At 34.2% G+C, this 18220-nt stretch carries 18 protein-coding genes and 1 tRNA gene; 10 read left to right on the top strand and 9 right to left on the bottom strand.

Going from position 1 to position 18220, the window contains the following annotated elements:
* Positions 1-181: 181 nt before the first annotated feature.
* The gene (locus tag PHS07_03620; protein MDD4607387.1) at positions 182-421 is read left to right on the top strand and encodes a hypothetical protein; all 240 of its coding nucleotides are present in this window, start codon (positions 182-184) and stop codon (positions 419-421) included.
* A gap of 243 nt (positions 422-664) precedes the next feature.
* Here PHS07_03620 and PHS07_03615 read toward each other — a convergent pair whose 3' ends face one another.
* Positions 665-1117: a hypothetical protein gene (locus PHS07_03615; protein ID MDD4607386.1), complete on the bottom strand. Its 453-nt coding sequence runs from the start codon at positions 1115-1117 to the stop codon at positions 665-667.
* A gap of 956 nt (positions 1118-2073) precedes the next feature.
* On the opposite strand from PHS07_03615, the gene PHS07_03610 reads away from it, so the two are divergent.
* The 7 genes from PHS07_03610 to PHS07_03580 all read left to right on the top strand — a co-directional run bounded on the left by PHS07_03610 (position 2074) and on the right by PHS07_03580 (position 8944).
* Positions 2074-3012 (top strand): metallophosphoesterase, encoded by a 939-nt coding sequence (locus PHS07_03610; GenBank protein ID MDD4607385.1) that lies wholly within the window; start codon positions 2074-2076, stop codon positions 3010-3012.
* A 251-nt stretch (positions 3013-3263) separates the two neighbouring features.
* Positions 3264-4064, top strand: coding sequence for an amidohydrolase family protein (locus PHS07_03605; GenBank protein MDD4607384.1), 801 nt, complete (start codon positions 3264-3266; stop codon positions 4062-4064).
* Positions 4065-4378: 314 nt separating this feature from the next.
* Positions 4379-5755 (top strand): aldehyde dehydrogenase family protein, encoded by a 1377-nt coding sequence (locus PHS07_03600; protein ID MDD4607383.1) that lies wholly within the window; start codon positions 4379-4381, stop codon positions 5753-5755.
* A gap of 325 nt (positions 5756-6080) precedes the next feature.
* Positions 6081-6434 (top strand): hypothetical protein, encoded by a 354-nt coding sequence (locus tag PHS07_03595; GenBank protein ID MDD4607382.1) that lies wholly within the window; start codon positions 6081-6083, stop codon positions 6432-6434.
* A 195-nt stretch (positions 6435-6629) separates the two neighbouring features.
* Positions 6630-7295 (top strand): LysE family transporter, encoded by a 666-nt coding sequence (locus PHS07_03590; GenBank protein MDD4607381.1) that lies wholly within the window; start codon positions 6630-6632, stop codon positions 7293-7295.
* 306 nt (positions 7296-7601) lie between these two features.
* Entirely contained in the window at positions 7602-8015 is a 414-nt protein-coding gene (locus tag PHS07_03585; protein MDD4607380.1) for a hypothetical protein, read from the top strand.
* Positions 8016-8323: 308 nt separating this feature from the next.
* Positions 8324-8944: a class I SAM-dependent methyltransferase gene (locus PHS07_03580; protein MDD4607379.1), complete on the top strand. Its 621-nt coding sequence runs from the start codon at positions 8324-8326 to the stop codon at positions 8942-8944.
* Between the two features lie 254 nt (positions 8945-9198).
* Here PHS07_03580 and PHS07_03575 read toward each other — a convergent pair whose 3' ends face one another.
* The 3 genes from PHS07_03575 to PHS07_03565 form a co-directional block, all read right to left on the bottom strand.
* Entirely contained in the window at positions 9199-10446 is a 1248-nt protein-coding gene (locus PHS07_03575) for a DUF1015 family protein (protein ID MDD4607378.1), read from the bottom strand.
* Between the two features lie 24 nt (positions 10447-10470).
* Positions 10471-10558, bottom strand: a tRNA-Ser gene (locus PHS07_03570).
* Positions 10559-10790: 232 nt separating this feature from the next.
* On the bottom strand, positions 10791-11156 hold the full coding sequence (locus PHS07_03565) for a hypothetical protein (GenBank protein MDD4607377.1): 366 nt from the start codon (positions 11154-11156) through the stop codon (positions 10791-10793).
* Positions 11157-11352: 196 nt separating this feature from the next.
* Here PHS07_03565 and PHS07_03560 point away from each other — a divergent pair, with 196 nt between their 5' ends.
* A complete protein-coding gene (locus PHS07_03560) occupies positions 11353-11667 on the top strand; it encodes a hypothetical protein (GenBank protein MDD4607376.1) in 315 nt (104 codons plus the stop codon).
* A 59-nt stretch (positions 11668-11726) separates the two neighbouring features.
* On the opposite strand, the gene ppsA is transcribed toward PHS07_03560, so the two are convergent.
* Genes ppsA through PHS07_03545 form a run of 3 tightly spaced genes read right to left on the bottom strand, consistent with a single transcriptional unit; the run spans position 11727 to position 15435 of the window.
* The gene (gene ppsA, locus PHS07_03555) at positions 11727-14141 is read right to left on the bottom strand and encodes a phosphoenolpyruvate synthase (GenBank protein MDD4607375.1); all 2415 of its coding nucleotides are present in this window, start codon (positions 14139-14141) and stop codon (positions 11727-11729) included.
* An 11-nt stretch (positions 14142-14152) separates the two neighbouring features.
* On the bottom strand, positions 14153-14488 hold the full coding sequence (locus tag PHS07_03550) for a DUF4870 domain-containing protein (protein ID MDD4607374.1): 336 nt from the start codon (positions 14486-14488) through the stop codon (positions 14153-14155).
* Positions 14489-14499: 11 nt separating this feature from the next.
* A complete protein-coding gene (locus PHS07_03545; protein MDD4607373.1) occupies positions 14500-15435 on the bottom strand; it encodes a calcium/sodium antiporter in 936 nt (311 codons plus the stop codon).
* A 120-nt stretch (positions 15436-15555) separates the two neighbouring features.
* Between PHS07_03545 and PHS07_03540 the strand changes: the two genes are divergently transcribed.
* On the top strand, positions 15556-16059 hold the full coding sequence (locus PHS07_03540) for a hypothetical protein (protein MDD4607372.1): 504 nt from the start codon (positions 15556-15558) through the stop codon (positions 16057-16059).
* Between the two features lie 55 nt (positions 16060-16114).
* Here PHS07_03540 and groL read toward each other — a convergent pair whose 3' ends face one another.
* Both groL and PHS07_03530 read right to left on the bottom strand, forming a co-directional pair.
* Entirely contained in the window at positions 16115-17749 is a 1635-nt protein-coding gene (gene groL, locus PHS07_03535) for a chaperonin GroEL (GenBank protein ID MDD4607371.1), read from the bottom strand.
* A gap of 35 nt (positions 17750-17784) precedes the next feature.
* Positions 17785-18075: a co-chaperone GroES gene (locus tag PHS07_03530; protein MDD4607370.1), complete on the bottom strand. Its 291-nt coding sequence runs from the start codon at positions 18073-18075 to the stop codon at positions 17785-17787.
* Positions 18076-18220: the final 145 nt, after the last annotated feature.

Raw genomic sequence — 18220 nt, 5'->3', positions numbered from 1 at the left:
CCAAATTTTCATCCCTTAGTCTGATGAAGGTTTGGGTAGAGATAATTAAACAAAGCATAGCCTGAAAGCAAAAGTTTATTCCGCTAAGTCGGGATGAAAACTTCAGATGATGCGTAAACGTTATACGTCGTAATAAAAATCCTCCTTATATTTTTTAATAATTTTGGTAACTTATAAAATTATGAAAACACTAGAACAAAGAGAACCGCAATCAACACCAAATCAAGAATTAGACAATCTTAAAAAAGAATTGGAAGAAAAAGGATATGTCGTGACAGAAACATCCCAACGTGGACAAAAGACTGATGTTACTATAAAAAATGATCTTGGTCAGGAAGGTAGTGGTGAAGGATATACATACGAAACAGCGCTTAAAAAAGCAATAACAGCTTTAGATTACATTATAAAAAATAAACTATAAAAAAAGGAATCGACTTTTTATTACGACGTATAACACCGCATATCCAACATACTTTTTCACTCCATTCAAAAGTACGTCGGATCATGCAGAAACGTTAGGCGAAATGCTTTAAGAGAAAAGGATAAAGCACATCGCCTAACACGGGATATGAGGCGGAAAGAAATAATTTTTTTGTTATTTTTTGGCAATAAAAAACGGACGTCTCAACCTCGTAGGTTGTGACGTCCGACAGACTTCCTGCCATTAGGAAGTAATTTTGCTCCTAAGCTTCATGAGCCTTGAACAGAATTCGTCTTCCGTCAGGATTGTTTCGAACGGATCCGATTTGCCAATTGAGTGGGTCAACACCTCCTGCCCAGTTGCCAACAGTGCTTTTCTGAATTCCTCGTTTTTGGCGAGTTCATCGTATGCCCTGTCGATAAGCTTCTGGTACTCGTCACCTTGGCGGTCATATTCACGACCCTGCCAGTATAGCGTTTGAGTTTCTTTCCAGATGATGTTGTGTTCATTGCCCCAGTTCTTGGCTTCGATGCCGACCAATTGGCAAATCTCTTTTTGAACGAGCGGGTCGTCAGTCTTGAGTGACTGAAGAAAACCCTCCATTGAAGCGCATTTTACACCGTCTATCTCGAAAGTAAACGGAGCAAAATTTGTGAGCGCCCCAGCCGGATAATCCAACTTTGACCTGATGTCCATCTGCTATCCTCCTTTTTGTTGAATTTGATAGACCCTACAGTTAAGCACAATTAGCCAAAAAAATCAATAGGTATTGCCAAAAAATAAAAAAATAACAAAAAAATTATTTCTTTCCGCCCAAATTCAGTCCCTTTTACTGGTAGTAATAAATAGTTGGTAATTTCTAATAAATCGTGAGATAATTCAAATATTAGCTAATTAAATCGGGACTGAACTTCTCATATCCCGATACGTTATCGGAAATAGCGACTTGTAATGATGAGTATTAAAAATTTGAGCAACTAAAAAAGAACGGTGATACTCCGTTCGTAAAACTATATAATCCGTCGCTACATCCGATAACACTGTGTATCTGGTTCCGTAAAAAGAGAAAAATTAAATAATTCTTTATTTTTAATAAGCCTTTTTCAATTTTTTTAAAGAAAAGAGCCCTCGCAGATTTTATTTCCGCGAAGGCTCGTGTGGGGCTGGCTGGTTAAACCTAGCCGCCGAAAAAATGGTATCGGCTTCCCAGGATGAGAACCAAAACAATGCCGATCATGATGGAATCAAACACTTTGTTCGGATCATTTTTTCGGATTAACCGAGCAAGCAAATGTCCGACTATAAATCCGACGCCAAGCATTGTAAGATCCATTTCTTCCTCCTTTGTTAGGGTTCAATTTGTCAGCAAAATTACTGATTATTTAGTATAGCAGATTATTTAATCTATGTCAAGCTCGGCGACCAAAAAAATTGAAAAAGGGCTTTAATATAAGGTAAATTATTTAATTTTTCTCTTTTACTCCACCCAAATTTTTGCCTTTCCTTTATTTTAGAATATAATAAGGAAGAAAGGCAAAAACTTCAGATACACAGAAACGTTGTGCGACATATTTTTCAATATTTTTTCTCAAAAGGAATTTTGTTGAAGAATTTAAAAAGGAATGGAATTTTTATTTTTTAAATACAGTATAATGCATAATTTTGTTTTCTATTCTTCTTATCTTGTTTTACCATTTTTATTTTTTTTACTTTTTCTTTTATACAAGAAGAGAAAAAACCTTTTAAAAAATAAAATATCGTCAATCATTTTAATATTACTTTTAATACTTTCTCTGTTATTTATTTATGCAAGGTTTATAGAAAGAAATTTGATTTTTGTAAAAACGACAGAAATTAATGTTGGATTTTCTGCAAAATTAGTAATTATTTCAGATATGCATTTAGGAGTATATAAAGATGTAAATTTCCTAGAAAGAGTTGTGAGCAAAATTAATGAAATAGAAAATATTGATGCAGTTTTAATTCCAGGTGACTTCACATATTATCCACCTGAAAATTTAGATAAATTATTTACTCCCCTAAAAAATATTAAAGTTCCTATTTATGCAGTCCTCGGAAATCATGATAGTGAAAAACCTGGTCCACCAATTCAAAAAAAACTACAACAAGTTTTAGAAGATAATGGTGTAATGTTTCTCCATAATACAGATAGCATAATTAAAAATAAAAACATAAAAATCATTGGACTTGGAGATAGATGGGCAAATGAAGATGATATTTCAATAATTGATAATTTTTCAAAAGACGATAATTTGATTATTTTAACTCATAATCCAGATACAACACTGAGATATGGCAATTCTATTCCTGACCTAACCATTGCTGGACATACACACGGAGGACAAATTAGAATCCCTTTTGTATACAAAGATGTGATTCCGTGCATTTATAATTTTGATCAAGGCTTGTATGATTTAATACCTCAACATGTTACTGTTCAATCAACAGAAAATATCATTTTTACAGAAAATAATTATGGAAAAGTATTTGTAACAGCTGGAATTGGAGAAATAGGTTTACCAATGAGACTAGGTATTCCACCAACTATTGAAATATTAGAACTAAAATAAGGATAAAAAAATAAAAATTCCAAATAATGATAAAATTCTTCAACAAAATAATAAGGAATGAAAAAATATTGAAAAATACGCTTCGGGGTCGTTGCACTTGATTTTCTTCTGTTATCACTCCAGAAAATCACCCTCGCACAACACAGTATATCTGGCTCGTTCCTGCCGTCGCTCGACCCATATTTGCCTCCGCTATCGCTACGGCAAACATCAGATATACTGGAACGTTATATGAAATACATCACAAAATTATGATAATCGACAGCCATTTACATATATCCTACTTAGATGAAGAGAAAAAAAATCTTTTTGAAGTAAAAAAAGAACTTTTAGAATCAATGAAAAAATACGGCATTGATTATTCGATTGTTATTCCCGATAACGTGCCAAATCCAAAATGTGCTGATATGAAAACCATGTTTGAAATCATTGGAGACGATAAACAGTTTTTTTCAATGGGAGCCATAAATATTTTTCAAGACATAGAAAAACAAATATTAAATCTAGAATCATTGATAATGGCCAAAAAAATTTGCGCTATCAAGCTTTTTCCAGGACACGACCCCTTTTATCCCACAGATGAGAAATGTCAACCAGTTTATGATTTATGCACTGAGCACGATATTCCCGTTGTTTTTCATACTGGGGTAAACACTGGAGATGATGATTGTGCAAAGTATAATGACCCAAAATATCTAGTTGAAATCGTAGAAAAATATAAAACCTTAAAAGTCGTCATTTCACATTTTTTTTGGCCTAAGATGGAATATTGTTATGAGATTACCAAAGACTTGAAAAATATTTATTACGATACTTCGGCAATGGCGGATGATGAAGTAATAGAAACTAGTGGAGGTTGGGATTTAGTTGTACAAACATTGAAAAAAACTGTTACGAAAAAACCTGATAATGTTTTGTTTGGCACTGACTGGCCAATGTGCCCTGTCGATAAACATATAGAGTTAATCAAAGATTTAGGGTTAGATTCTAAAACCGAGGAAAAGATTTTTTTTCTTAACGCAGTTAATCTATATAAACTCGAAATTTTGTGATGTACATCATATAACACCTGCATATGCGGTTCCAGAAATTTACATAATCTAAACTTTTTCCGCTCCGCTGCAAAATAAATTAAGGAATATAAATTTCTTTCACCCAAATCCAAATCTCTTTTATTATTAATTTTAATAATGTATCGATTTGGACTTCGCATCATGCGGAAATGTTATATGACATATTTTGGTGGCAATTTGAATTTTAAAATGAAAAAACTTTTATTTCCCTTTATTTTATTAAATTTTGCTTCACTATCGTTACGCAAAATGGGGGCGAAAAAATTTTAAATACTAATGTAATTACTATTACTATGGCTAAACTAATATCAACAAATCCCGCAAAAAACTACGAAGTAGTTGGCGAAATAGAAATCTCAACAGACAAAGGTATTTCTGAAAAAGTATATCGTGCTAATCAGATAAAAACCATGTGGAAAGAAATGAGTATAAAAAAAAGGATTGAACTACTAAAACCCATATATCAAGACTTTCAAGATAACGCTGACAAAATTGCTATATTAGCAACAAAAGAGACTGGTAGAGCAATTACTGAAAGTAAGGCAATTGTTAATGGTCATATAAATAAAATTAAATGGTTTTTAGATAATGCGGAATCGGCACTTTCTGATGAGATAACGCATGAAGATAACGAGTCAATTCATAAAATTATTTATGAGCCCATTGGCACAGCAGCAGTTATAACTCCTTGGAATCATCCGTTCGGAATGTTCGTTTGGGGAGTAGTTCCTAATCTTCTTGCTGGCAATACAGTAGTTTTTAAAATTTCAGAAGAGTGTCCGCTGGTTGGAAAGTTAATTGAAGACATTATGCTTTCCCACAATCTTCCTGAAGGAGTTTTTTCCGAGGTTTACGGAGACGGAGAAGTCGGCTGGAAGTTAGCACAAGAAAATATTGACTTGATCTGGTTTACTGGAAGCACCAAAGTCGGACAACAATTATTCAAATTGGCAGGAGAAAAATTTATCAAGGCAATTTTAGAACTAGGTGGTTCCAATCCATGTGTTGTTTTCGAGGATGTAGATATTGAAAAAATTGTTGATAAAATTTACGCCAAAAGATTCAAGCTTTGCGGGCAAACATGCGACGCCCTAAAGAGATTAATCGTTCATGAATCAATCGCTGATAAATTAATTGAGGCTCTGAAGCAAAAAATTGAATCGCAGAAGATTGGTGATCCTGAAAACCCAGAAACTGACATGGGAAGTTTAGTAGCGAAAAGACAGCTTGATTTATTAGAAAGCCAGATAAAAGATGCGCTTGATAAAGGAGCTAAAATTATTACTGGAGGAAGTTCGCCTAAAGATGTGAATGGTGCTTTCTACTTACCTACTTTACTTACAAGCATAACCAAAGACATGCAAGTTTGGAATGAAGAAGTTTTTGGTCCAGTATTGCCAGTAATTACTTTTGAAACAGAAGAAGAAGCCATATCTCTTGCTAACGACACCGTGTATGGGCTAGGTTCTATTGTTTTTACAAAGGATTTGGAACGTGCTAAAGGTGTCGCCTCGAAAATAAATTCCGGGACAGTTGAAATTAATAATGCTCTCCACTGGTTGTCTTGTAACCCATTTGGAGGATACAAAAAGTCGGGTATGGGTAGAGAGCATGGTGTAATTGGATTCAGAGAACTTTGTCAAATCAAAGTTATTTCAATGGAAAAATAAGGAGTCGCTATCGCGACAAAATTTTTTCGCCCCCTAATAATGTGTTCGCTATCGCTCACGGGAAATAAAAGTTTTTAGAATAATATGGATAAATTGCCACCAAAATACGCTAAAGCCACGCTGCGCTCTCGCTCCACTGCGTTACGCTCGGGTCATATAACAAGGGATAAAAGGAAAATTGCTCGGCTCGCAATTTTCCCAAATTTTCTCCGCTACGCTACGAAAACTTCTTTTATCCCTGATGTTATACGAAATTTGCTGCTTCAGCAAACTGTCGTATAACAAAGTATATAGGATTACGCTTTAAAAATATAATTTATTTTTTATGGGTATAAAAGTAGAATTCAATCCTGAGTTAGCGCTCAGAAACATTAAGGAGTATAAAGAAGGTAATAGAAAACTTGAGGAGTGTATTCCTGAAGTTTTAGAAGTAGATAAGATTTATTCTTTTTTAAAAAGTGAGCAAAGGTGCTATTGGCTCTGGGGTGAGGTGCCCTTGATCGAAACTATGGGTAATGGTAAGTGGTCAAAGCCAAAAGCCAGTATTAAAATATTAGAAGTTTGTCATTTTATGGATAATGAGCAAATATATACTAAAGGGACTTATAAGGTGGTAGAAGTATTCAACGATGATAAAATTCACTTTGAGTGCACTGATAGAGTTGGTAGCAGGTATTAACAGAAAATAAATTATATTTTTAGCTCCATCCAAATTTTAGCTACTCCGTAGCTAAAACTTCCCATATACTTGATACGTTAGGCGACATACATTTTTTATCTCTTCTACGGTTGAAAGTCAGAATTGAAATCAGGAAACAAAACAAGATTTTTGATTTTTTAAGGAGGGGGATAAGGAACTTTTTTATCTAAATTAATGAAAAAATTAATGAAAAAAAATTTAGGAGTTATAAAAAACGGTTTATTCACAGGGTTTGTAATTCAATTGGCAATTGGACCAATCTTCTTTTTTGTGATTAATCTTACTCTTCAGAAAACCATTCTTGATGGGCTAATGGGAGTTTTTGCGGCGACAATTGTTGGATACATTTACATTGCTCTTTCTGCTTTTGGTATCGGAAAATTGCTCGAAAATAAAAAAACAAGTAAAATATTTGCAGCAATTAGTTCAATTGTTCTAATAATTTTTGGAGGAATAATTATAAAAGGAGCTTTAAGTAGCGGAGTTTCTGATAGTGTGATCAATACATCAAGTCTTTTTTCTAGCTTTACATCCGTTTTTTTACTTGCGATTTCTAATCCATTGAGCATTGTCTTTTTTACAAGTCTGTTTTCAACAAAAGCAATTGAATATAATTATACGAAAAAAGAACTGTATTTTTTTGGTCTAGGGACTGGATTATCAACTTTGATATTTATGGGTGGTGCTGTTTTGATTTTTTCTTTACTCAAAGGCACAATACCAACAATTGTTATGCAAATATTGAACATAATTGTAGGAATTCTAATAACTGGATATGGTACAATGAGATTAGTAAAACTTCTAAAAGAAAATAGGTTGGCTCGCAAAATTCACCCCTAACCCCTCTGCCCAAAATCCAAAACGGAAAAAGAAATTTTAAAATTTTTTAAAACAATTCCGACTGCTGTCGGAAAAAAGAAAAGGAATACATCAGCTAACAACGAGTATCCGGTTACGGCTTTTATTCAAAAGCCTCCACCCAAATTTTTCTTCCGCTCCGCTTCAGAAAAACTTCGGATACTCGTAACGTTATGTGAAATAGCCAGAAATTTCTTTATTATTTTTAAGATTTTTTTGGCAATTTATTTCGGTCGAACATAGCTTGTGATATAATTTAGTCAGTTTAATAATTTAACTATAAAAACTATGTCAGAAAAATTTGAAGGTAGCATTCCACCACAAGAGAATGTAGAAAATGAGTCGATTCAGCCAGTTCTTCAAATTCTCAAGGAAACGGCGGAAAAGTTTCGCTCTTTGAAGCAAGAGGCTGATACCGCACTTCACTCAAAAGAAGATACTACGACCCGTCAGCAAAAACTTGAGGAAAGAGCTCAACTTTTAATCAATCTTCCAAATCGTTTATCTACTGTGCTTGAAGGAATAGATCCGGAAAAAAAACAAAGAATTATGCGTGATATCGAATGGTTTGCTACGAGTGCACAAGAAGCACTAGATACAGATAAAAATGGTTTTACACTCGGAGTGTTACTCACGCACAAAGGTAGTAAGATTGGAGATAATAACGATTTGGAGGAATTGATTTCCGCCTTGGGAAAATAAATTGCCAAAAAATTACATTAAGGAAAAGAAATTTCTGTTTACATCACAAAACAGCGTGTATCTAGCTACGGAAAATTGGCGTTAATTAAATCTTTAAGGAGTGCCAATTTTCCTCCGCCCAAATTTTCATCCCTTAATATAGATGAGGATTTGGGTGGAGTTCTATCAAAAAGCGTGCATCTGATAATCAAAATTATTCAATTTAATCGGGATGAAAACTTCAGATACACGCGGACGTTAGACGAAATTTTTGTAAACACTTTCTAATATTAACGTTTAATCTAAACAACCGCTCTTCTTTTTTCTCTATGGATAATAGCTATAAAGCAGTTAATGTATACAACAAAATATCTAAAGCATACGCCGATGAATTTAACGAACCTTCGGAATACCTCGACGAGTTTTTGGAACTTCTACCTAGAAACGCTAGTATCTTAGACGTTGGTTGTGGAGTTGGCATTGATTCTAAATATGCAACGTCAAAAGGTTGCAATGTGGTTGGTGTTGACCTTTCCGAGAAAATGCTCGAAACCGCAAAAAGCAATTATCCTCAGATTGATTTTCGTTTAGAAGATATTAGACATTTAAAATTTGAAGATAAGAAATTTGATGGTGTTATTGCTTCTTGCTCGCTTATTCACATACCCAAAGTTGACGTTCCAAAAACTCTAGAAAATTTTTCACGTATGTTAAGCGACGATGGCGTTATGTACATCGGCTTGCAGTCTGGCCAGTCAGAAGAATTATTTATAGACGAACCATTTAAACCAGATGAAAAGTTATTTCTAAATATCATTGCTTCAGATGAAATCGAAAGTTTGTTAAATGACATTGGATTTAAGATCTTAAAACGACATGAGAGAAAAGCCGAAAAAAAAGAAGAGCTTGATTTTACTAAACTTAACGTAATTGCCCAAAGAATTAAGTAACGTGTTTACAAAAACTACGTCTAACACCGCGATAAGCGACTCCAGAAAATTTCCTTTATTAATATAATAATGAATAAAATTTTCTTCCGACCCAAATTTCAATCCTTTCTTTTCTTTATTGATAATAAGGAAGAAAGAATTGAAACTTCGCTTCATCGGGAAACGTTAGCCAAAATGCGCGAAGCGCATTATTTAAAAACAAAAACCCGTCAAAAAATGACGGATTTTTATTTTAATTTTATAACTTTATTTTACTAAATCAAATGTGTCAGCAATCCATCCCTTAATTTTGGCTCAAACCAAGTTGATTTGGGTGGCATCACTTCACCATTATCAGAAATATTCATTAGATCGTCCAGACTAACCGGGTAAAGTGAAAAGGCCACAACCGCTTTACCAGTCTCAACCAATTTTTCCAATTCTTGAGTTCCTCGAATTCCACCAATAAAATCAATTCGATTATTAGTTCGCGGATCATCAATTCCTAAAATAGGATTTAATAAATAATTTTGCAAAATACTTACATCTAATTTTTCACCAACCGATTCAACTTGTTCTAAATTTTGAATAATCTCATTTTTAGGTTTTAACAAATACCATTCTTGATTAAAATACATACAAAATTCTCTTTGGTTTTGTGGTTCTTTAATTTCCGTTTTTTGTATGTCAAAATTTTCTTGAATTTTATTTAAAAATTCTTCTTGACTTAAATTATTTAAATCAAGGACAACTCGATTGTATGGTAAAATTTTTAACTCTCCAGCCGGAAAAGCCACTGCAATAAAATAATTATATTCTTCTTCGCCGGTATGATTGGGATTATTTTTCATTTTTTCCTCTCTGGCTCGACTAGCGCTTTTGGCTCGATGGTGTCCATCGGCTACATAAAGATTATTAATTTTAGTAAACTCATCTTGAATTGTTTGATTATATTCATCTGGTAATAGCCAGATTGAATGTTGAATACCATCAGCTGAAATAAAATCATATTCTGGTGTAATTTCATTTAAAACTTTATTTGTAATTTCATTTACCTTTTCAACGCCTCGATAAGTTAAAAAAACTACTCCGGTTTGCGCGTTGGTGGTAATAATATGTCTTGTTCTATCGTCTTCTTTCGCTTTGCGGGTTTTCTCATGTTTAAGAATAATATCATTATCATAATCATCAACTGAAAAGGTTGCACAAATGCCAGTTTGGCTTCGACCATCCATAATTAATCTATAAAGATAAAAACGCGGACGATCATCAACATTAAGCAGTGCTTGCTGAATAATTTTTTCTAAATTTTCTTTAGCTTTTAAATAAACTTCTTCCGCATAAGCATCTATTTCTTCAGGTAAATCTATCTCGGCGCGAGTAATTTTTAAATAACTTAATTCGTTATTTTGAACTAAATCTTTGGCCTCTTGACGATTAACTACATCATAAGGCACGCTTGCAACTAAATTAACTTTTTCTTGACTTGGTCGCAAAGCTTTAAATGGTCTAATGATTGCCATAATTTTAATTTGTTAAAAATTAATTGGCGGAGAGAGGGGGATTCGAACCCCCGATACCTTGCGGTATACACGCTTTCCAAGCGTGCGCACTCGACCACTATGCGATCTCTCCATAAAATATATCTCTCAATAAATATTTTAATCTTTCTCTTCCTTTGCCTGTTTTAAAAAATAGTTCTTCAATTTATTTAATTTTAGTTTTGATTTTTGCTCGACCACCCCGCCCTAGGCGGGTGTGCCTTGGGCACATATGCGATCTCTCCTTTTTAATATAATTGATATAATTAACTTAACATATTTTTTGAAAATAAAAAAGCCCTCCGGAGAGGACTTTTAAATCTGAGCTAAGAAAAAGAACCATGACGTGGACGAGGTGAACGTTTGACTACCCTTTTTCTATAAGCCAAGGAATTGCCTGGCTTGATTTTAACTATGAATCTGCGGATAAAAACTCCCTCTTTTTCGCTTCCACCCATCCGAACAACACAGAAAATGTCTCCATCTCTTAAGCTTTTTTTATCCCCAGGGGGAACTTCTTGCCATAAACGCCTTCTGTCTGGCGTCTCAAGATAAACTCTAGTCGAAGGATCCGTTCCTTTTGGGCTAATATAAATTTTGCGACCACAAAAATTCATGATCACACCACTTATGCCTCTGACGGGAAAACACCCGAAGCCTCTTATCTCTCCAACCAACAACTTTCTTGACATGGGCCTCCTTTTAAAAGGTTAAAATGTGCGATAAAAACATTATCCAGTATATATTATTTATAAAAACATGTCAAGGGATATTATAAAGTTGTCACCTTGACAAAAAATTTTAGATATGATAAAATGTATGAAAAGATAAAAAAACAAAAAGGGAGAAAAAATGAAAAAAATAGTTCCTTTCATCATTGTTTGGCTGGTGCTTGTTCTAACGGGCTGTGACAATCCAGTCATATATACAACCGATGATGGTGTCACTACCATCAAAGAAGCTAACGTCGAAATAACCTTCGACATTAATAACCAACGGCTTGTCATTAAAAATTTAAACTGGAATTACGCTCGCATTCAGATTGAAAGATTAAGTGACGGATCTTGGCTGGATATATATAATGGAAGTGTTGGCGGTGGTAAAACATATGAACATACTGCCTACTTTCAAAGCGGTGATCAAATCGCCATCACCATTAAAATTGAAGGCGAAGAATGGTATCCATTTTTTACTCTACCGTAGGCTGAATATAAAGGGCATCCTTTTTAGGACGCCCTTCTTTTTTTTATTTTAATTCAAAACTACTTTTTTATTTTCCTCTCGGTTTTGGCAATATCTAAAGTGGTTTTAATAACGGTATCTGGATTTAATGAGATTGAATCAATGCCGCATTCAACCAAAAATTGAGCAAACTCTGGAAAATCTGACGGCGCTTGGCCACAAATCCCAACCTTACATTTATTTTTGTGAGCAACCTGAATAACCTGTTGAATTAATTTTTTGACAGCTTCATTTCTTTCGTCAAAAATATGCGCCACTAAACTTGAATCCCTATCTAAACCCAAAGTTAATTGAGTTAAATCATTTGAACCAATTGAAAAGCCATCAAAAAGTTTTGAAAACTCATCAGCTAAAATTACGTTCGACGGAATCTCACACATCACATAAACCTGAAGCGGTTTTAAATTTTTATATTTATTTCTCAACTTATGTTCATCTAAAATTTTAAGCACTTTTTGCCCTTCGTTAATAGTTCGACAAAATGGTACCATAATAATTACGTTATCTAATCCCATTTCGTGTCTAACTTTTTTAATAGCTAGACATTCTAAATCAAAAGCTGGTTTATAGTTAGGATCATAATAACGTGAGGCTCCACGCCAACCAATCATAGGGTTGCTCTCTTGTGGTTCATAATTTTGACCGCCAATTAGATTGGCATATTCATTGGTTTTAAAATCTGATAAGCGCACAATTACATCTTTAGGATAAAAAGCCGCTGCGATGCGACCAATACCTTCAGCTAGTTTATCAATATAAAATTGCTTTTTGTCTTTGTAGCCTGCCGTAATTTTATCTATTTGCTGTTTAACTTGTTTGTCTTTAATTTTATTGTAATTAATTAAAGCTAAAGGGTGGATATTGATATAATTATTGATAATAAATTCCTCACGCGCTAATCCTACGCCATCATTTGGAATAAAACTAAAACTTAAAGCTTGCTCGGGCTCTCCCACGTTCATCATAATCTTAGTTCTAGGCTGAGGCATATTTTTAATTGAAGTTCGTTGAATTTTAAACGGCAATAAACCATTATAAACTAACCCCTCTTCGCCTTCAGCACATGAAACTGTAATCTTTTGTTTATTTTTGATTTTAGCTGTCGCCTCGCCTGTCCCCACAATACAAGGAATACCTAATTCACGTGAAACAATAGCCGCATGACACACCCGACCGCCAGCGTTAGTAACAATCGCTTTAGCAATTTTCATAATTGGTACCCAATCCGGATCGGTCATTTCAGTCACTAAAATTTCACCAGCTTTAAATTTTTCGATATCTTTAACGTCTTGAATAATATGTGCTCGCCCGTTGGCAATTTTAGAACCAACAGCCACTCCCCTGGCAATTAATTTCGATTGATGTTTCTTTATTTTATCAGTAAAAATATAATTTTCTAAAACATCAACATTTTTTTGTGATTGAACGGTTTCTGGTCGCGCTTGTAAAATATATAATTTTTTATCCTGACCGTCCTTGGCCCACTCAATATCCATCGGCCTTTTATAATGGTTTTCAATGGCGACTGAATATCTAGCCAATTCGATGACTTCCTTGTCGGTTAGGGTAAATTTTTCTTGTTCCTGCTCAGTAGTTTTTAAATTTTTAGTTGGCTTAGATCCTTTTAAATCATAAACCATGCGCCATTCTTTTAAACCTAATTTACGACTAACAATGGGTTTAAATTTATCAATTAATGGCTCATAAACCATAAACTCATCTGGCGTAACTTTGCCCTGAACAATATTTTCTCCCAATCCCCAAGAAGAGTTAATGACTGTCATATCAGCAAAACCCGACTCAGTGTCGCAGGAAAACATCACCCCCGAACAAGCCAAATCGGATCTTACCATTTTTTGAATTCCGGCTGATAAAGAAATTTTTAAATGATCAAAGCCTTTTTCTTCACGATAAACAATTGCTCGATTTGTGAACAAAGAACTAAAACATTTTTTAACAATTTTTATAACTTCGTCTTCACCTTGAATATTTAAATATGACTCCATCTGTCCAGCAAAAGAAGCTGTTGGTAAATCTTCAGCTGTAGCTGATGACCGCACGGCGACATCAACTTTTTTATTTTTATATTCTTGGGCTAATTTTTGATAAGCCTGCCGAATTTGTTTTTCTAGTTCTAATGGTAAATCGGCCTTCAAAATCATTTGGCGAATTTTCTCACCTCGTTTCATTAATTCTTTGATATTGGTCACATCTAAACCATGTAGGGTTGTTTTAATTTCGTCAGCTAACCCACTTTGTTTTAAAAAATATTGATAAGCTTCAGCGGTCGTTGCAAAACCGTTTGGCACACGCACGCCCTTGGAAATTAATTTTTGATACATTTCGCCCAAAGAAGCATTTTTACCTCCAACTTGAGATACATCTTTAATGTTTAATTCCTTAAACCAATAAACAAATTTATTTGTGTGTGTCATAAAAATTATTTTTATTTATTATTTATTTTATCAACTAAATGGCCAATATAGGGAATTTGCCAAGCTTCGCCATTAATGGCTTTAATAATTCCAATTATCACTAAAATAATACACAACATCCAAGCCATTGATCCTAAAAGAAAACCAATAAACGGCAAAACACCCAAACTCCAAGCTACAATTTCGCAAATAAATAAAAGTAGGCCTTGTTTGGCGTGCTGGATCACAAAATCTTTTTTATGATTAATAACAAAAGGAATAACCCATAAAATCCATATGTAACTGATGGCTGCCAAAACTTTATCTTGATTATTTAAAGTTTCAGCTGATAATTTTTTGTCTGGCATATTTTTAAAAATTAAAATAAATTAAATATTTTAGCTAGAAAAACAAAATATATTAAAACATATAAAGCGCCCTCCCAAACATAAACCATCCGTTTAATACCTGAAATTACATACAAAATCGTTGCTATAATTAAAAAGGGCAAACCAATAGTAATTATGGTGGCTGAGATTTCTAAATTATGGATTAAAGCTGGAATACCAATCACCACACAACCATTAAAAATATTTGAACCAAAAACATTACCCAAGGCCATTTCATAATCTTTTTTCTTAGCCGCACTAATTGAAACAAATAATTCTGGCAAAGACGTGCCCAAAGCTACTGCACTTAAAGAAATAATGGCCGTGCCAATATTTAAAATTTGTGAAATTTTAATTACCGATTCAATTACATAATTCGCTCCTAAACAAATAAAAACAACACTTGAAATTAAAATAGCAATTAATTTAAAATCTATTTTTTCTTTATGAATTTTAATCGGTTTAAAATCATGATCGTGATTTTTAAAAACGTAATGAATATAAATTCCATAAACCAACAAAGCAACTAATGCTTCAAAAAAATTAAATACCCCATCCCACAATAATAAAACAATTAAAATAACCGTAGTTCCAGCCAACAAGGGTAAATCTAAATTAATTAATTCACGTTTGACTTCTATTTTTTTAAAAATAACAGCACTCAAACCAATAATTAATAAAATGTTAGCAATATTAGAACCAACAACATTGCCCGCCACCACTTCAGTTGTGCCCTTTAAAACGGCACTAATTGAAGATGCTAATTCCGGTAAAGATGTGCCAACGCCCACAATAACTACACCAACAATAAATGGTGACAAACCTAAAATTAAACCTAATTTTGAAGCAGCATCGGTAAAATAATCAGCCGCTTTAATTAAGACAAATAAGCTCACCGCAAAAACTAAAATCCAAATTATTAACATATTTTTATTTTTTAAAATTCTTTTTTTTATTATACCACTCTTGACAAAAAAAACCAAATGCGCTAAACTCATTAAATAGTCACCCTCTGTTTCAATTTCTTTTATTTCGAAGGAGGACGTATGCGTTCTTTTAAATTAAGCTGGACGATAGCTCTAATCTGTCTGCTATTGGTCGGCTTCGGCTGTTCTCAACAATCGTTAGTTCAACGCCAAACCGTCTGTGTCAGCCATGCTGGCATTTACGACCATTCTTTCGCTGATGGACCTTGCCTGGGAGATTGGCAAGAATTACCTAAAGATGCTTTTGGCTATTACGATCCTGAATCGGCGGTTGAAAACTTGATTGACTGCAGTGAAAACGCAATTAAAAGTATCAACTGCTTTGTTATGTTCTCATACCAACTACCAAACAACCTAGACAATCACGGCGACTATCAGGTTGCCATTGAAGACTTTCCCTATTCAATGGATATGGTTATAATCAACCCACCCACTCCAGTCTGCTTTTCGGAAGATTCGACCCAGTGTATAAATATGCTGCAGATTCTAACCCAATCGCTGACAGCCACGAGATGGCTTTTGCACCATCAATACAGCCTCAATCTTATTCTAACTAGAAAATAAGACAATCAAAAAAGACCGGAATTCTCCGGTCCTTTTTTTAAATTTATTCAACTAATTACATGCCCATTCCTGACATACCACCTGGTATAGCCGACATTGGATTATCATCTTTTTCTTTTGGAATATCAGTCACGCAAGCCTCTGTGGTTAAAATAAGACTAGCAATTGAAACTGCATTTTGCAAGGCTGAACGAGTTACTTTGGTTGGATCAATAATCCCAGCCTCAACCAAATCTTCAAACTTGTCTAAAGCAGCATTATAACCATAGTTATCTTTATGTTTTTTAATTTCTTCCACCACTACTGCGCCGTCTTTACCAGCATTAATTGCAATTTGTTTAGCTGGTTCTTCTAGAGCGCGTTTTAAAATATCTAAGCCTAATTTAACCTCGCCCTCAACTTCTAGCTTATCTAAAGCCGGTAAGGCTCGTAATAAAGCTACGCCACCACCAACGACTACACCTTCTTCAACTGCGGCCTTGGTCGCCTCTAGGGCGTCTTCAACGCGATGTTGAATTTCTTTTTGTTCGGTTTCCGTAGCAGCGCCAACCTTAATCACCGCCACGCCACCGGCTAATTTAGCTAAACGTTCTTGCAATTTTTCTTTATCAAAATCTGAATCAACCTTTTCTAAGCTTTTTCTAATTTGAGCAATACGCTCATCCACGGCGTTTTTATCACCCTTACCCTCAACAATGGTAGTATTATCTTTAGTTGCCACCACCCGCCGAGCTTGGCCCAAATCATCCATAGTCACGCTTTCTAGTTTAAGTCCAACTTCTTCGGAGATAAATTTACCACCAGTTAAAACGGCTACATCTTGCAACATCTCTTTTTTACGATCACCAAAGCCTGGCGCTTTAACCGCCAAAGCGTTAAAAGTTCCTCGCAATTTATTAACCACTAAAGTGGCCAAAGCCTCACCATCAACTTCGTCAGCAATAATAACTAAATCCTTTCTTCCTGATTGAGCCATTTTTTCTAACAAGGGCAAAATATCTTTGATACTTGAAATTTTTTGATCCGTAATCAAAATATGAGCATCTTCATAAACAGCCTCCATTTTGTCTGGATCAGTAATCATATAGGGCGATAGATAACCCTTATCAAATTGCATACCTTCAACTACTTCCACATCAATCCCAAAAGACTGTGATTCTTCAACTGTAATCACGCCATCTTGACCAACTTTTTCCATGGCTTCGGCGATTAAATTTCCAACCTTTTGATCATTAGCTGAAATCGAAGCCACCTGAGCAATTTCTTCTTTGGATTTAACTGGTCGAGAAATTTTTTCTTTTAATTCGACGGTAATAGCTTGCATGCCTAGATCCAAACCTTTTTTAATTAAAAGTGGACTGGAACCAGCTGTGACATTTTTCAAACCTTGGTTGATAATCGCTTGAGCTAAAATGGTAGCCGTAGTAGTGCCATCACCAGCAATATCGTTGGTTTTAGAAGCAACTTCTTGGACTAATTGCGCCCCCATGTTTTCAAATTTATCTTCTAATTCAATTTCTTTAGCAACTGTTACACCGTCACAAGTAATCGTTGGCGAGCCGAAACCTTTATCTAAGGCCACATTTCTACCCTTAGGTCCTAAGGTAACTTTAACCGCATTAGCTAATTGGTCAACGCCACTTTTTAATTTTTTACGAGCTTTTTCATCAAAAATAATTTGTTTAGCCATATAATTGTATATTTAAATTATTAATTTATTAATCTTTATTTAATAATGGCAATAATATCTTCATCTCGAATAACATAAACCTCTTGATCATCAATTTTAATTTCATCTGGAGAATATTTTTTAAAGACAATTTGATCGCCAACTTTAACGCTCATTTCAGCTCGTTGGCCGGTGGTTAAAATTTTACCTGGACCAACTGCTAAAACTTCGCCCTTTTCTGGTTTTTCTTTTTCAGCTGTATCTGGTAACACCAAACCAGCTTTAGTCACCTCATCTTCTTGGATGGGTTTAATAATAACTTGATCATGTAATGGTTGTAATGACATATTTTTATTATGTTAAACTAATTAATTTAGCAATCTAAGCTTGAGACTGCTAACTGAAATTATATTATAACATGCCTAAAAATCATGTCAATTATATCTAATAACATTTTATCCACAAAAAAATATTTAAAAAATTGTTTGACAT

It is taken from the genome of Patescibacteria group bacterium (assembly GCA_028707495.1).
Taxonomy (GTDB): Bacteria; Patescibacteriota; Patescibacteriia; order UBA2591; family JAQWAS01; genus JAQWAS01.
The sequence above is the reverse complement of the archived record's forward strand: the minus strand, read 5'-3'. Positions and strand labels throughout refer to the sequence as shown.

What these genes read in the sequence shown, in the direction of transcription:
- PHS07_03610 (MDD4607385.1), top strand. Translation starts at nt 2,074, where the DNA reads ATGCATAATTTTGTTTTCTATTCTTCTTATCTTGTTTTACCATTTTTA.
- ppsA (MDD4607375.1), bottom strand. Translation starts at nt 14,141, where the DNA reads ATGACACACACAAATAAATTTGTTTATTGGTTTAAGGAATTAAACATT.
- PHS07_03595 (MDD4607382.1), top strand. Translation starts at nt 6,081, where the DNA reads ATGGGTATAAAAGTAGAATTCAATCCTGAGTTAGCGCTCAGAAACATT.
- PHS07_03590 (MDD4607381.1), top strand. Translation starts at nt 6,630, where the DNA reads ATGAAAAAATTAATGAAAAAAAATTTAGGAGTTATAAAAAACGGTTTA.
- PHS07_03550 (MDD4607374.1), bottom strand. Translation starts at nt 14,488, where the DNA reads ATGCCAGACAAAAAATTATCAGCTGAAACTTTAAATAATCAAGATAAA.
- PHS07_03615 (MDD4607386.1), bottom strand. Translation starts at nt 1,117, where the DNA reads ATGGACATCAGGTCAAAGTTGGATTATCCGGCTGGGGCGCTCACAAAT.
- PHS07_03545 (MDD4607373.1), bottom strand. Translation starts at nt 15,435, where the DNA reads ATGTTAATAATTTGGATTTTAGTTTTTGCGGTGAGCTTATTTGTCTTA.
- PHS07_03605 (MDD4607384.1), top strand. Translation starts at nt 3,264, where the DNA reads ATGATAATCGACAGCCATTTACATATATCCTACTTAGATGAAGAGAAA.
- PHS07_03565 (MDD4607377.1), bottom strand. Translation starts at nt 11,156, where the DNA reads ATGTCAAGAAAGTTGTTGGTTGGAGAGATAAGAGGCTTCGGGTGTTTT.
- PHS07_03575 (MDD4607378.1), bottom strand. Translation starts at nt 10,446, where the DNA reads ATGGCAATCATTAGACCATTTAAAGCTTTGCGACCAAGTCAAGAAAAA.
- PHS07_03585 (MDD4607380.1), top strand. Translation starts at nt 7,602, where the DNA reads ATGTCAGAAAAATTTGAAGGTAGCATTCCACCACAAGAGAATGTAGAA.
- groL (MDD4607371.1), bottom strand. Translation starts at nt 17,749, where the DNA reads ATGGCTAAACAAATTATTTTTGATGAAAAAGCTCGTAAAAAATTAAAA.
- PHS07_03580 (MDD4607379.1), top strand. Translation starts at nt 8,324, where the DNA reads ATGGATAATAGCTATAAAGCAGTTAATGTATACAACAAAATATCTAAA.
- PHS07_03600 (MDD4607383.1), top strand. Translation starts at nt 4,379, where the DNA reads ATGGCTAAACTAATATCAACAAATCCCGCAAAAAACTACGAAGTAGTT.
- PHS07_03620 (MDD4607387.1), top strand. Translation starts at nt 182, where the DNA reads ATGAAAACACTAGAACAAAGAGAACCGCAATCAACACCAAATCAAGAA.
- PHS07_03540 (MDD4607372.1), top strand. Translation starts at nt 15,556, where the DNA reads ATGCGTTCTTTTAAATTAAGCTGGACGATAGCTCTAATCTGTCTGCTA.
- PHS07_03530 (MDD4607370.1), bottom strand. Translation starts at nt 18,075, where the DNA reads ATGTCATTACAACCATTACATGATCAAGTTATTATTAAACCCATCCAA.